11 protein-coding genes are annotated in these 12,637 nt (G+C 73.5%); all 11 read right to left on the bottom strand.

Annotation, left to right across the window (positions count from 1 at the left end; all coding sequences use genetic code 11):
* Position 1: 1 nt before the first annotated feature.
* The 11 genes from PZB77_RS06085 to PZB77_RS06135 all read right to left on the bottom strand — a co-directional run bounded on the left by PZB77_RS06085 (position 2) and on the right by PZB77_RS06135 (position 12,504).
* Positions 2-1,234 carry an arginine deiminase gene (locus tag PZB77_RS06085; protein WP_275491533.1) on the bottom strand — a complete coding sequence of 411 codons (1,233 nt, stop codon included), beginning with the start codon at positions 1,232-1,234 and terminating at the stop codon, positions 2-4.
* A 101-nt stretch (positions 1,235-1,335) separates the two neighbouring features.
* Positions 1,336-4,062, bottom strand: coding sequence for a polynucleotide kinase-phosphatase (locus PZB77_RS06090; RefSeq protein ID WP_275491534.1), 2,727 nt, complete (start codon positions 4,060-4,062; stop codon positions 1,336-1,338).
* Entirely contained in the window at positions 4,059-5,597 is a 1,539-nt protein-coding gene (locus tag PZB77_RS06095; RefSeq protein ID WP_275491535.1) for a 3' terminal RNA ribose 2'-O-methyltransferase Hen1, read from the bottom strand. The genes PZB77_RS06090 and PZB77_RS06095 overlap by 4 nt, the downstream gene beginning before the upstream one ends.
* Before the next feature lie 232 nt (positions 5,598-5,829).
* Positions 5,830-6,768, bottom strand: a complete 939-nt coding sequence (gene mmuM / locus PZB77_RS06100) for a homocysteine S-methyltransferase (RefSeq protein ID WP_275491536.1) — start codon at positions 6,766-6,768, stop codon at positions 5,830-5,832.
* 28 nt (positions 6,769-6,796) lie between these two features.
* A complete protein-coding gene (locus PZB77_RS06105) occupies positions 6,797-7,720 on the bottom strand; it encodes an LLM class F420-dependent oxidoreductase (RefSeq protein WP_275491537.1) in 924 nt (307 codons plus the stop codon).
* A gap of 215 nt (positions 7,721-7,935) precedes the next feature.
* Positions 7,936-8,427, bottom strand: coding sequence for a DUF6099 family protein (locus PZB77_RS06110; RefSeq protein ID WP_275491538.1), 492 nt, complete (start codon positions 8,425-8,427; stop codon positions 7,936-7,938).
* A 123-nt stretch (positions 8,428-8,550) separates the two neighbouring features.
* A complete protein-coding gene (locus PZB77_RS06115; protein WP_275491539.1) occupies positions 8,551-8,910 on the bottom strand; it encodes a nucleotide pyrophosphohydrolase in 360 nt (119 codons plus the stop codon).
* Entirely contained in the window at positions 8,907-10,100 is a 1,194-nt protein-coding gene (locus PZB77_RS06120) for an ATP-binding protein (protein ID WP_275491540.1), read from the bottom strand. The genes PZB77_RS06115 and PZB77_RS06120 overlap by 4 nt, the downstream gene beginning before the upstream one ends.
* A gap of 55 nt (positions 10,101-10,155) precedes the next feature.
* Entirely contained in the window at positions 10,156-10,560 is a 405-nt protein-coding gene (locus PZB77_RS06125) for a cell division protein SepF (protein ID WP_275491541.1), read from the bottom strand.
* Positions 10,561-10,919: 359 nt separating this feature from the next.
* On the bottom strand, positions 10,920-11,450 hold the full coding sequence (locus tag PZB77_RS06130; protein WP_275491542.1) for a hypothetical protein: 531 nt from the start codon (positions 11,448-11,450) through the stop codon (positions 10,920-10,922).
* 58 nt (positions 11,451-11,508) lie between these two features.
* Positions 11,509-12,504, bottom strand: a complete 996-nt coding sequence (locus PZB77_RS06135; RefSeq protein WP_275491543.1) for an MBL fold metallo-hydrolase — start codon at positions 12,502-12,504, stop codon at positions 11,509-11,511.
* Between the last annotated feature and the right edge of the window lie 133 nt (positions 12,505-12,637).

The following is a 12,637-nucleotide window of genomic DNA, read 5'->3' on the forward strand; positions in this document are numbered from 1 at the left end:
CTCATACGGGATCGCGCACGACGGGGCAGCTCATGCACCGGGGGCCGCCCCGGCCCCGTCCCAGTTCGCTGCCCGGGATCTCCAGCACCTCGACGCCCTGCCTGCGCAGATGGGTGTTGGTGGTGGCGTTGCGCTCGTAGGCGACGACCACCCCCGGTTCGACGGCCAGCACGTTGCAGCCGTCGTCCCACTGCTCGCGCTCGGCCGCGTGGACGTCCTGGGTGGCGGTGAGGACGCGGATCGCGTCGAGGCCGAGTGCTGCGGCGACGGCCCGGTGCATGTGCTCGGGCGGGTGGTCGGTGACCCTGAGTTCGTAGGGCCCGTCTCCCGGTTCGATGGTGTACGAGCGGAGCATGCCGAGGCCTGCGTACTGGGTGAAGGTGTCGCCGTCGACCATCGTCATCACGGTGTCCAGGTGCATGAACGCCCGCCGCTTCGGCATGTCCAGCGCCACGATCGTGTGGGCGGACCCCGCGGCGAAGAGCCCGCGCGCCAGCATCTCGACCGCCTGCGGCGTGGTGCGTTCGCTCATCCCGACGAGGACCGCGCCCCGGCCGATCACCAGCACGTCGCCGCCCTCGATGGTCGACGGGTAGTCGTGCTGGCCCTGCGACCAGTGGTGGAAGACCCCCGCATCGGGGCCGGTGAAGAGCGGGTGGTGGCCGTAGATCGCCTCGAAGTGGACGGTCTCGCGCTGCCGCGCGGGCCAGCGCATCGCGTTGATCGACACCCCGTCGTAGATCCAGGCCGAGGTGTCCCGGGTGAAGAGGTGGTTGGGCAGCGGGCCGAGGAGGAAGTCGTCCGGCTCCATGACGTGGAAGCGGACCGAGACCGGCTCGGCGTGCCGCTCCAGGAACTCGCGCTTGGTCATCCCGCCGACCAGGGCGTCGGCCAGCTCCGCGGGGGTCAGTTCCTCGAACGCCGCCCGCAGGTGTTCGGTGGCCAGCGGGCCGTACTCCTTCTCGTCGAAGACCCGGTCCAGCACCAGGCGGCGCGCCACCGGGACGGCGAGGGCCTCCCGGAGCAGGTCGCCGAAGAGGTGGACCTCGACGCCCCGGTCCCGCAGCAGCCCGGCGAAGCCGTCGTGCTCCTGCTGGGCACGGCGCACCCAGAGCACGTCGTCGAAGAGGAGGGCGTCCTTGTTGCTGGGGGTGAGCCTTTTCAGTTCCAGACCGGGGCGGTGCAGGATGACGCGGCGCAGCCGCCCGGCCTCGGAGTCGACATGGAATCCCATGTCCTCATCCTCACCGGGCGGCCCGCCCTTCACCCCGCGAATCACCTGCCGATCGCGGGGCGTGCGTCACAGCGGCGGACACCCCGACGGCCCTGGCCGCGCTACAGCCGGGGGTCTACCGGCTCCGACTCCAGCGCGAGGACGGCGAACACCGCCTCGTGGACCCGCCAGAGCGGCTCGCCCTCGGCCAGCCGGTCGAGCGCCTCCAGGCCGAGCGCATACTCCCGCAGCGCCAGCGACCGCTTGTGGCCGAGAAAGCGGGAGCGCAGCCGCTCCAGGTGGTCGGGGCGGGTGTACTCGGGGCCGTAGATGATCCGGAGGTACTCCCGGCCGCGCACCTTGACGCCCGGCTGCACCAGTCGCGCCTTGGCGTCCCGGACGAGGGCCGCCAGCGGTTTGACGACCATGCCCTCGGCGCCCGCCGCGGTCATCTCCAGCCACCAGTCGACGCCCGCGCGGACGGACTCCTCGTCGCCGGTGTCGACGACGAGCCGCCGGGTGACCTGGAGCAGGCCGGTCGGGTCGTGCTCGACCAGCCGGTCGAGCCAGGCGAGCTGCGCGTCGTGCGGTTCGGCGGCGAGCGAGCGCCCCCGCACCGCGAGGACCTGGAACGGCGCGAAGCGCACCCCCTCCAGCCCTTCGGTGCTCCAGCAGTAGCGCCGGTACGCCTCGGTGAATGCGGCGGCGTCCCCCGCGCGTTCCCGCTGGCGCCCCGCGAGAGCGCTCACGTCGACGCCCCGGCCCCCGGCGGCCTCCAGCGCGGCCAGTGCCGGCGGGAGGACGGCGCCGGCGGCGGCGCCCACGGCGGCGTACTGCGAGCGGAGCAGCCCGGCGGCCTTCAGCGACCAGGGGAGCAGCTCCGCGTCGAGCAGGACCCAGTCGGTGTCCCACTCCTCCCAGAGCCCGGCGGCGGTGACGGCGGCCCGGATCCGGTCGAGGAGCGTCTCGGTGAGCGCGGTGTCGTCGAGGAACGGCCGGCCGGTACGGGTGTAGAGCGCACCGGTCGGCCCGTCCGTGCCGAAGCGCTCCCGGGCGGCGTCCGCGTCCCGGCAGACGAGGGCGACGGCGCGGGAGCCCATGTGCTTCTCCTCGCACACGACCCTGGTGACGCCGTCCGCGCGGTACTGCGCGAACGCCTCGGCCGGGTGCTCCAGATACCCCTCCTCGCGGGAGGTGGCGGTCGGGGCCATGGTCGGCGGGAGGTACGGCAGCAGCCGGGGGTCCACCGCGAACCGGCTCATCACCTCCAGCGCGGCGGCGGCGTTCTCCTCGCGCACCGAGAGCCGGCCCATGTGGCGGGTCTCCACGATCCGCCGGCCGTGGACGTCCCCGAGGTCGAGCGGTCGGCCCTCCCGGCCTCCCGGCGCCTCGGTGGCCAGCGGCCTGACCGGCTCGTACCAGACCTTCTCGGCGGGTACGCCGACGATTTCGCGCTCCGGCCAGCGCAGGGCGGTCAGCTTGCCGCCGAAGACCGCGCCGGTGTCCAGGCAGAGGGTGTTGTTGACCCAGGAGGCGGTGGGGACCGGGGTGTGGCCGTAGACGACGGCCGCGCGACCGCGGTACTCCTCGGCCCACGGGTAGCGCACGGGCAGCCCGAACTCGTCGGTCTCCCCCGTGGTGTCGCCGTACAGGGCGTGCGAGCGGACCCGGCCGGAGGTGCGGCCGTGGTACTTCTCGGGCAGCCCGGCGTGGCACACCACCAGGTCGCCGCCGTCCAGCACGTAGTGGCTGACGAGTCCGGCGACGAACTCCTCGGCCCGCGCACGGAACTCCGGGTCCCTCCCGTCCTCGCGCTCCAGCTGCTCGATCGTCTCGGCGAGGCCGTGGCTGTGCTGGACCTTTCGGCCCTTGAGATAACGGCTCAGCTTGTTCTCGTGGTTGCCGGAGACGCAGAGCGCGTCGCCCGAGGCGACCATGGACATCACGCGCCGCAGCACTCCGGGACTGTCCGGCCCCCGGTCGACGAGGTCACCGACGAAGACCGCCGTACGCCCCTGCGGGTGGGTGCCGTCCGCGTACCCCAGCTCGGCAAGCAGGGAGTCGAGTTCGCTGCGGCAGCCGTGGACGTCACCGATGATGTCGAACGGGCCGGTGAGGTGGCGCAGGTCGTTGTACCGGCGCTCACGCACGACCGTCGCCCGGTCGGCCTCCTCCTCCGTGTGCAGCACGTGCACCTTGCGGAAGCCCTCGCGCTCCAGGCCGCGCAGGGAACGCCGCAGCTCGCGCCGGTGGCGCTGGACGACGTGGCGCGGCATCCCGGCCCGGTCCGGGCGGGTGGCGTTGCGCGCCCGGCAGACCTCCTCCGGCAGGTCGAGCACGACGGCGACCGGCAGCACGTCGTACTCCCGGGCCAGCTGGACCAGCTTGCGGCGGGCCTCGGCCTGGACGTTGGTGGCGTCGACGACGGTGAGCCGGCCCGCTTCGAGGCGCTTGCCGACGATGTAGTGGAGGAGGTCGAAGGCGTCACCGCTCGCGCTCTGGTCGTTCTCGTCGTCGGCGACGAGCCCGCGGCAGAAGTCGGAGGAGACGACCTCGGTGGGCTTGAAGTGGCGGTGTGCGAAGGTCGACTTGCCGGAGCCGGTGGCCCCGATCAGCACGACGAGGGAGAGGTCGGGGACCGGCAGGGTCCGGGGGCGGGGGGCCGAGCGGTCGGTGCCGCCGGGTGGGGTGGCGGTGGTGCCGGGGATGTCACCGGTGCGGGTGTCCGCGTCGGTGGTGCTGCCAGTGGGGCTGTGGGTGGGGGCGCCGGTGGGGTCGCTGGTGGGGGTGGGAGTACTGGTCTCTGCGGTGCTGTCGAAGTCTTCGTTGCTCTCTTCGGGAGTGGTCATGCCGCCTTCGCCTCCTTCTCTCTCTCGTTCTTGTTCTCGTTCTCGCGCCTGTTCGGGTGGTCGCTGCCGCTCGCGCCGTCGCCCGTGCCGTCGCTCTCGGCAAGGGTGAACACCGCCATCTGGGTGGGCGGGCCGACCTCGGGGTCGTCCGGCCCGACGGGGGCGTACGCGACCGCGTAGCCGTAGCGGTCCGCCGCCTTCCCGGCCCAGTCGCGGAATTCGGCCCGGGTCCACTCGAAACGGTGGTCGCCGTGACGGACGTGGCCGGCCGGCAGGGTCTCCCAGCGCACGTTGTACTCGACGTTCGGCGTGGTGACCAGCACCGTGCGGGGCCTCGCCGCGCCGAACACCGCGTACTCCAGCGCGGGCAGCCGCGGCAGGTCGAGATGCTCCACGACCTCGCTGAGCACGGCGGCGTCGTACCCCCGCAGCCCCTTGTCGGTGTAGGTGAGCGCCCCCTGCCGCAACGCGACCCGGCGGGACTGGCGTTCGCCCATCCGGTCCAGCTTGAGCCGGCGCGCGGCGATGGTGAGGGCGCGCATCGACACGTCGACACCGACGATCTCGGTGAACCGCACGTCCTTGAGCAGCGCCTGGACCAACTGCCCCTGCCCGCAGCCGAGGTCGAGCACCCGTGCCGCCCCGGCGTCGTGCAGCGCCGACAGGATCGCGTCGCGCCGCTGCTGCGCGAGCGGCACCGGGCGCTCCGGGGTGTCGGTGGCCTCGTCCACCGCGTTGTCCACGCTCTCCACGTCGAGGTCGTCCGACTCGGCGAGGCGGACGAGTTCGAGCGCCTGCTCGGCCTGCCGGGTCAGCCCCCAGCGGCGGGCGAGGTATCGGCTGGTGATCAGCCGGTGCTCCGGGTGCGTGGCGAGCCATCCCTCCCCGGCCCGCAGCAGCTTGTCCACCTCGTCCGGCGCCACCCAGTAGTGCTTGGCGTCGTCGAGCACCGGCAGCAGGACGTAGAGCTGTCGCAAGGCGTCGGACAGCCGCAGCTCCCCCTCCAGCGTCAGCCGGACGTAACGGGACTCGCCCCACTCGGGGAACGCCTCGTCCAGCGGTACGGGCTCCGCGTCCACCCGCGCCCAGCCGAGCGGCCCGAACAGCTTCCGCACCAGCTCGGCCCCGCCCCGGGCGGGCAGCACCGGCACCTCGATGCGCAGGGGCAGCGGGTCGGCGGCCCGCTCGGGCATCGCCCGGCAGTCGCCCCGCAGCGCCGACGCGAAGACCGTCGCCATGGCCACCGACATCAGCGAGGAGGCTGCGTACGGGCGGTCGTTGACGTACTGCGCGAGCGCCGCGTCGGGGGCGCCTCCCCGCCCCTTCCCCTTGCCGCGCCGGACCAGCGCCACCGGATCGACCTCCAGCAGCAGCGCGGCCGTGCACCGCTCGGGGGACGCCTCGGGGTAGAAGACGTGCGCCGTGCCGTGCGAAGTGGAGAACGCCTGCGCCCTCTCGGGATGCTTGTGCAGCAGGTAGCCGAGGTCGGTCGCGGGGCGTTCCGGGGTGCCGGTCGTTCCGATTGTCATGAACACCTGACCGATTATGAGCCGCATGGCCGGGCCTCACCAGACATTTTCTGGGCGTCACCCTCATCCTGACCGGGCTTCGGGACGGCACCCCTCGCCCGCGGACGGTGTTCGCACCACCTGCCGACCGGGGCTCACCACCTGCGGGGACGATGCCTCTCCACCTGCGGGGGGACGATGCCTCACCACCTGCGGGGGGACCATGCCTCACCACCTGCGGGCCGGGCGCACTCCTCGCCTACGGGAGAAGACTCCCGTCCGGCGGCCCGGTGTCCTCGAGTGCGCGGCCGAGCGCGGCGATCAGGGACGGCCCGACCCGGCAGCATCCGCCGACCAGCCGCGCGCCGTTCCGGGTCCAGTCGCGCACCCGCTCCGGAGCGCCGAAGGTGCTCGGCCCCGTCCACCTGCGCCCGCTCGTGTCCCACCGCTCCCCGCTGTTGGGATAGACGACCACCGGCTTGCCGGTCACCGCCGCCGCGCACCGGACGGCTCCGTCCGCGTCGGCGGGATCGCAGCAGTTGGCCCCGACCGCGATCACCTGCTCGTGAGCGGCGGCCTCCGCGAAGGCCTCCCGCAGCGGCTGCCCCGCCCGGGTCAGGCCGCCCGCGACGCTGTACGAGAGCCAGACCGGGATCCCGGTGCGGGCGACCGCCCGGAGCAGCGCCCGCGCCTCGTCCACGTCCGGCACCGTCTCCAGCGCCAGCACGTCGGGCCGGGCCGCGGCGAGCGCCTCCACCCGTGGACGGTGGAAACGCTCCAGCTCCTCGACGGAGAGGCCGTACCGGCCCCGGTACTCGCTGCCGTCCGCGAGCATCGCCCCGTAGGGCCCGACCGAGGCGGCGACCCAGATCTCGCGTCCGGAGCGCTCGCCCGCGCGCCGGGCCAGTTCCACGCTCCGCGCCAGCAGCTCCTCCGTCCCCGGGCGGCCGATGCCCCGGCGTGTGAACCCCTCGAAGGTCGCCTGGTAGCTGGCGGTGATGAGTACCTGTGCGCCCGCCCTCGCGTACGCGGTGTGTGCGGCTTCGAGCTGCTCGGGGGCGTCCACCAGCAACCGCGCCGACCACAGCGCGTCGGAGAGATCGCACCCCTGGGCCTCCACCTGGTGGGCGAGCCCTCCGTCGAGGAGGAGCGGGCCCTCGGCGAGGGCGTCGGCAAGCGGTCTCCGGGCGGTTCGCACAGGTGCTCCTTCGGGTTACGTCACCGGCTCACGCCAGCTGGGACTGGACCTGGGAGGAGATCAGCTCCAGGTGGTCGAGGTCGCCGAGGTCGAGGATCTGGAGGTAGATCCGCGAGGACCCGACCGCCGCGAACGCTCCGATCCTGTCGACCACCTCGGCCGGTGTACCGGCGAGGCCGTTGGCCTTCAGCTCCTCCACGTCCCGGCCGATGGCGGCGGCCCGGCGGGCCACCTCCGCGTCGTCCTTGCCGACACAGACCACCAGGGCGTTGGAGTACACCAGGTCGTCGGGGGTGCGGCCCGCCGCCTTCGCCGCCTCCCGCACCCGGCCGAACTGCTTCCGCGTGTCCTCCAGCGAGGCGAACGGAATGTTGAACTCGTCCGCGTACCGCGCGGCCAGCCGGGGGGTGCGGACCGCTCCGTGCCCGCCGATCAGCACCGGCACCTTGGGCTGGGCCGGCTTGGGCAGCGCGGGCGAGTCGGTGAGCTGGTAGTAGGTGCCGTCGTAGCTGAAGGTCTTGCCGACCTCGGTGGCCCACAGCCCGGTGACGATGGCGAGCTGCTCCTCCAGGCGGCCGAACCTCTCCTTCGGGAAGGGGATGCCGTACGCCTTGTGCTCCTCCTCGAACCAGCCGGCTCCCAGGCCCAGTTCGACGCGTCCGCCGGACATCTGGTCGACCTGGGCGACCTGGATGGCGAGCACACCCGGGAGGCGGAAGGTGCCCGCCGTCATGAGCGTGCCCAGGCGGATGCGCTTGGTCTCACGGGCCAGACCGGCCAGGGTGATCCAGGCGTCGGTCGGGCCCGGCAGTCCGTCGCCGGACCCCATGCGCACGTAGTGGTCGGAGCGGTAGAAGGCATCGAACCCGAGGTCTTCGGTGGCCTTGGCGACGCTCAGCAGGGTGTCGTAGCTAGCCCCTTGCTGGGGCTCGGTGAAAATGCGCAGATCCATCCTTCCATCCTGCCTCTTCCCGCGCGGCTCCCCTCGCACGGGGCTGCCCGGGCGGGGGCATTCCTTCCTCGGGGCGGGCGGCGGCCGACGACCCGCGCAGCGGCCCGCGCGGGACCGGGCCCGGCGCGCACCGGGGACGGACCCCACGCGCAGCACCCGCACACGCCTCGTACGCGCCTGCGCACCGGCTCCCGGCGGGAACGGTCGGACACGCCCTACCCCCGGACCGCGCCGTACGGGCCGTCCCGCTCCCTCGCGCGTTCCGTGGCCTGTTCGGCGAGGCGGCCGAGCATGCCCCGCACCCGGTCCATCGACTCGTCGGCCGCGTCTATCGCCTCGATGCACTGCCAGTAGAGGGTGTCCTCCCCGGTGTCGCAGGCGACCCCGACGAGAGCCATGCCCGCCTCTCCGAGCAGCAGTGCGAGCCCGGCGAGGGTGCGCGGGACGTCGTCCACCTCCGTGAGCCGGGCCGCGCGCGACGGTCCGGTCAGGAGGACCGGCGAATCCGGCGTGGACCACTCCCGCCCACCGATCTCACCGAGCCCGCGCGCGTCTCCGCGCAACTCCGCCGGACCCGCGGCGGCCAGCCGGTCGCCGATGGCCCGGGCCAACGCCTGGGCCTGCCATGCCTCGGTCATGATGTCCGCCGCGCCCCGGCTCTCCGCCAGCGCGCGCCGCCCCATCTCGACCAGTCGTTCCGCTTCCATCCGATCCCCCGTCGCTACGAAAACCCGGTCACCTCTTCCATTACCCACAGTGAGGTCAGCGGTACCGGAAGGCCAGAGGAAATCGGAAATCTGTGGATACGAAGGCGATTGTGGATAAGTCGATCACTCCGAAGAGTGATGCGCAGGGCCGTCGGCATTCCCGGGCACCGGAAACCGCGTTTCGTTCCGGTCGATCTTCGCCGAGAGCGCCGCCAGCGCATCCACTCCGAGCACCGCGCAGAACTGCAGGAGGTAGGCGAGGACATCGGCCACCTCGTCCTCCACCCGGTGCGCCGTCCCCGGGTCGCTCATCACGGCCGCCGCCTGCTGTGGGGTCAGCCACTGGAAGATCTCCAGCAGTTCGGAGGCCTCGACGCTGAGGGCCGCCGCCAGGTTCTTCGGGGTGTGGTACTGCCCCCACTGCCTGGACTCGGCGAACGCGACGAGTCGCCGCTGGAGTTGTGCCACATCGAGTTCGTTCATCCGGACAGGTCTACCAGTACGGCGCCCTCGGTCGCGCCGGCCAGGGCGGCGCCCGCCTCCCCCACCGTGCCGAGCAGCCGCAGGTGGCCGTCCGCGCAGATCCCCGCCGCCAGCCGCAGCAACTCCCCCGACTGGCGTGCGTCGAGGCCGCGGTCGAACCCGTCCGTCAGCACGGTGAGGGCGCGCATGGCCCAGGGGATCTCGTCCGGTGTGTTCACCTCCAGCACGTGCGGACCCGTCAGCAGCACCAGGGCCAGCGCGACGTAGCGGAGTTCACCGTCCCCGAGGCGCCCGATCGGGGTGGTGCGCCCGGCTCCGCGTCCCACCAGCGCCTCCACCTTCCCGTCCGCGGACTCCCGGGTGGTCAGCGCGGTCACCGGCCCCGCGCACCCCGCCGCCGCCGCGGCCACCAGCCGGGCGTGCCGGTGCGCGCACTGCGTACGGGTGCGGGCGAGCACCGCGGCGAGGTTGTCGCAGCCGGATCGGAGCCGCTCCTCCCCGGCGCGGGCCGGTCCGCGCATCCCCCCGGGCAGCGGGTCGCAGGGGAAGGCGGAGTGCAGGCCCACCACCACCTGCTCGGCGGCGGCGAGTACGCGCAACTGGCCCTCGGTGACGCCGGCGACCCGCAACGGCAGCAGCGCGGTGGCGAGTCGGCCGTCCGGGAGTGGGGCGCGGGTCACCGGAACCTGGCCCGCCGTGTGCCAGGCGGCCTGCACGGTCGGGCGGCGCGGGTCGCGCAGCGCGGTGCTGAGCAGGGTCTGCCCGCCCGCCGTCAACCGCTCGCCCACGATGCGCAGCGAGGGCTCGGCCTGGACGGCCACGTCGAGCCTGACCGGACCGGCCGGGCCGTCCACGGTGCAGCCGATGCGGAAGCCCCGCCGGCCCTCGGCGTCGGCCACCGCACGTTCGGGCACGCAGGAGACGGGGTCGGGGAAGACGTCCTCCAGGGCGTCACCGGCCCCGAGCCGGGCCAGCGCCTCGTAGGCCCGCAGTGCGGACGAGGCGCCGCTGCCGCTGGGGCCGGTGAGCAGGGTCAGTGGCCCCAGCGGCAGGGTTCTGCGCCAGTGGGAGGCGAAGGCGGCCAGCCGCAGCTCGGTGACGACGGGGCGGACGGGCCGGGGCGGCACGTCGGGAGCGGCGCGGGGCGGGCCGACGCGGGTCGTGCCGGGGGGAGGAGCTGTGGTGGTCATGAGCGGACCGTACGCACGGCCCGGGCGGGCGAACCGTTTTGCCCGCCGGAGCTTCCTACGATTGAGGGATACCGGCGGGGGTGACCCCCTCGACCTCCATGCCGAGCGGCGCGAGGAGGAAGACGTTGCGGTCCACCCGGTGCATGCCGCTGCCGAGGCCGAAGACGACGCCGCTGCTGAAGTCGAGGATGCGCTTGGCCACGTCCGTCTCGGCCGCCGTCAGATCCAGCAGCACGGGGACCTGCGCGACGAGGTACTCGGCCACCTCGCGGGCGTCCGAGAAGACCTGGACCCGCAGCACCACCAGTCGGCGCTGCTCCTCGGCGTCGCGCTGCGGGACCGCGTCGTGATCGACGCGGGACGGCCACTCGTTCCGCCCCCGCAGGGGTACCACCTGGGCCAGGCCCTCCCACTGCGCGTCCGTGGCGTCGTACCTGTCGTACCTGTCGTACCTGCTCACAGAGCCATCCCGTCCGTGTGCCGGTCGACGGTGCGCCGGCTGCGCTCGCTGTTCATCGGGCAATCCTCTCGCCCCTCACCCGTTCGGCCCACCAGCGACACGGCCGGGAACCCCGATCCTCCGGATCGGTTCCGCCACGCACTGGCCGGTTCGGGCCGCGGAATCAACGTAGCCCGAGGTGACGCCGTTGTTCCAGTCGCCTGCTCCGGCGCCGCTCGCGCGGGCGCCCGGGGCGGATGGCACCGGCGACCGGCCGTCGGAGAACGGCCGCGGACGACCGCACCGGTGGAGCGCCCGCGCCCCGGCGCCGGTGACGGGCCGGATCGGCCGGAGCCGGATCAGCCGGGGCCGGAGCCGGATCAGCCGGGGCCGGGGAGGGGGATCCTCTCGTCCGTGACCGGGACGAGGCAGCGGCTCGCACCGCAGGCGCCGTAGCTGACGATCACGTCGGCGCCGCGGGAGCCGGTCCGGCGGACCGGCAGGGTGAACGTGACCTCGCCGTCCGGGTAGACGGGAAGAGCGGCCTCCAGCCCCGCGGGCCGCAGGAGTACGACGGCGCGGTCCGCGGTCGGTTCGCCGGTCGCGGTGAGGTCGCCTCCGACGGAGAGCCGGGTCGCCACTCCCAGTCCGTCGACGCCTCCTTCGGGCAGGTCGATGCTGTAGACGTGGAACCCCGGCTCCGGCCTGAAGGTCGCCCGGATGCGGTGCGCGCCGTCGGCCGCCGGCAGAAGGGCGACCGTGACGGTGACGCCGTTGCGCGTGGCGCGGGCCGTCGGCACGGGAGCCGGGTCCGCCCCGCAGCCGGCGAGCAGGAGGGCCAGTGCAGCGGCCGTGGCCGCCCCGTGGCGTGCGCGGCGCACGAGCGTCACCTCCCGTATGCGATCGGTCACAGGAGGATACCGGTGGTGCTCCGCGCGTCCGCGTGGCGCGGGGACGCGCGGCCCGTGCTCAGAGAGCGAACCGGCCGATCCTGCCCTGCTCGATCTCCTGGGCGAGCAGCGCGACGTCGGACATCGCCTCGAACACCCCGGTCTGCTCGACGCCGTTCAGGTGCCGGTACTCGGTGCCCACCGTCACCGCCAGCCGCTCGGGCAGTCCCAGATCGGGGTGGCGTCCCTCGGCGACGATCCGGCGGGCTGCCAGCGGCGCCGGGACGCCGGCCGTGTGGAAGGTGTGGGCGCGCTCGCGGACGTGGCCGAGGTAGTCGATGTGGTCACGGACCCCCGGGGGACCGAGCAGCGGACCGTGGCCCGGCACGATCACCCCGGCGCCGGTCGCCAGTACGTGTTCGCAGGCTTCGATCACCTGGGCGAGCGGTCCGGCCCAGTGGCACGGGTGGTCGCCCGGCCGTTCGGGAGTGGATCCGAAGATGACGTCTCCGGCGAACACCGTGTCGTGGTCCGGCAGATGGACGATCAGGTCACCGGTGGTGTGGGCGGGTGGCAGCGCCGTGATCCGTACCGGGTGACCGTCCAGCGTGAGTTCGAGCTCACCGGTGAAGTATGTGGTCGGCACCACGGGTTCGGTGGTGGACCAGTCGAACGGGCCGAAGTGCCGCGCCAGATAGGACCCCAGGGGCGTGGTGGGGTCGCCGGAGGCGATCAGCGCGTGCTGTTGCTGCGGGGTGGGCTCGAAGTGGATGTGCTCGCGGGCCCCGCGGGTGACGATGATCTCCGCGTCGGGGACGACCCCCGCGCCCCAGAAGTGGTCGCCGTTGGCGTGGGTGACGACCACCCGGTCGATCGACGCGCCGTCCGGCAGTCGCGCCTCGCTCTGCGCGAGGAACTCCCCCGCCAGCGCCCGGTCGTAGGGGGTGTCGATCCACAGCGCCCCCTTCCGCGTGGCGAGCAGGCCGCAGTTGGCGAGTCCCCAGCCCCTCTGCGGCGGCAGCCAGACGTACAGTCCCTGGCCCAGGTCGACGAAGTCCCCACCCGTGATCGGCATGGGGCGATTATGCCCGCGTGCGGAGCCCGGTGCGCCCCGTCCGCGCGGAGCCCTCGACGTGCCGGAGGACCGGGTGGCGTTCTCGCCTTCCCGGCCCTCCTGGTGGTGGGGACTGAGGCCCTTCTGGTTGGCG

This window comes from Streptomyces sp. AM 2-1-1, assembly GCF_029167645.1.
GTDB lineage: Bacteria > Actinomycetota > Actinomycetes > Streptomycetales > Streptomycetaceae > Streptomyces.

Coding starts and splice junctions, on each gene's coding strand:
- PZB77_RS06115 (WP_275491539.1), bottom strand. CDS start 8,910: ATGAACGAACTCGATGTGGCACAACTCCAGCGGCGACTCGTCGCGTTC.
- PZB77_RS06120 (WP_275491540.1), bottom strand. CDS start 10,100: ATGACCACCACAGCTCCTCCCCCCGGCACGACCCGCGTCGGCCCGCCC.
- PZB77_RS06110 (WP_275491538.1), bottom strand. CDS start 8,427: ATGGAAGCGGAACGACTGGTCGAGATGGGGCGGCGCGCGCTGGCGGAG.
- PZB77_RS06105 (WP_275491537.1), bottom strand. CDS start 7,720: ATGGATCTGCGCATTTTCACCGAGCCCCAGCAAGGGGCTAGCTACGAC.
- PZB77_RS06085 (WP_275491533.1), bottom strand. CDS start 1,234: ATGGGATTCCATGTCGACTCCGAGGCCGGGCGGCTGCGCCGCGTCATC.
- PZB77_RS06135 (WP_275491543.1), bottom strand. CDS start 12,504: ATGCCGATCACGGGTGGGGACTTCGTCGACCTGGGCCAGGGACTGTAC.
- PZB77_RS06090 (WP_275491534.1), bottom strand. CDS start 4,062: ATGACCACTCCCGAAGAGAGCAACGAAGACTTCGACAGCACCGCAGAG.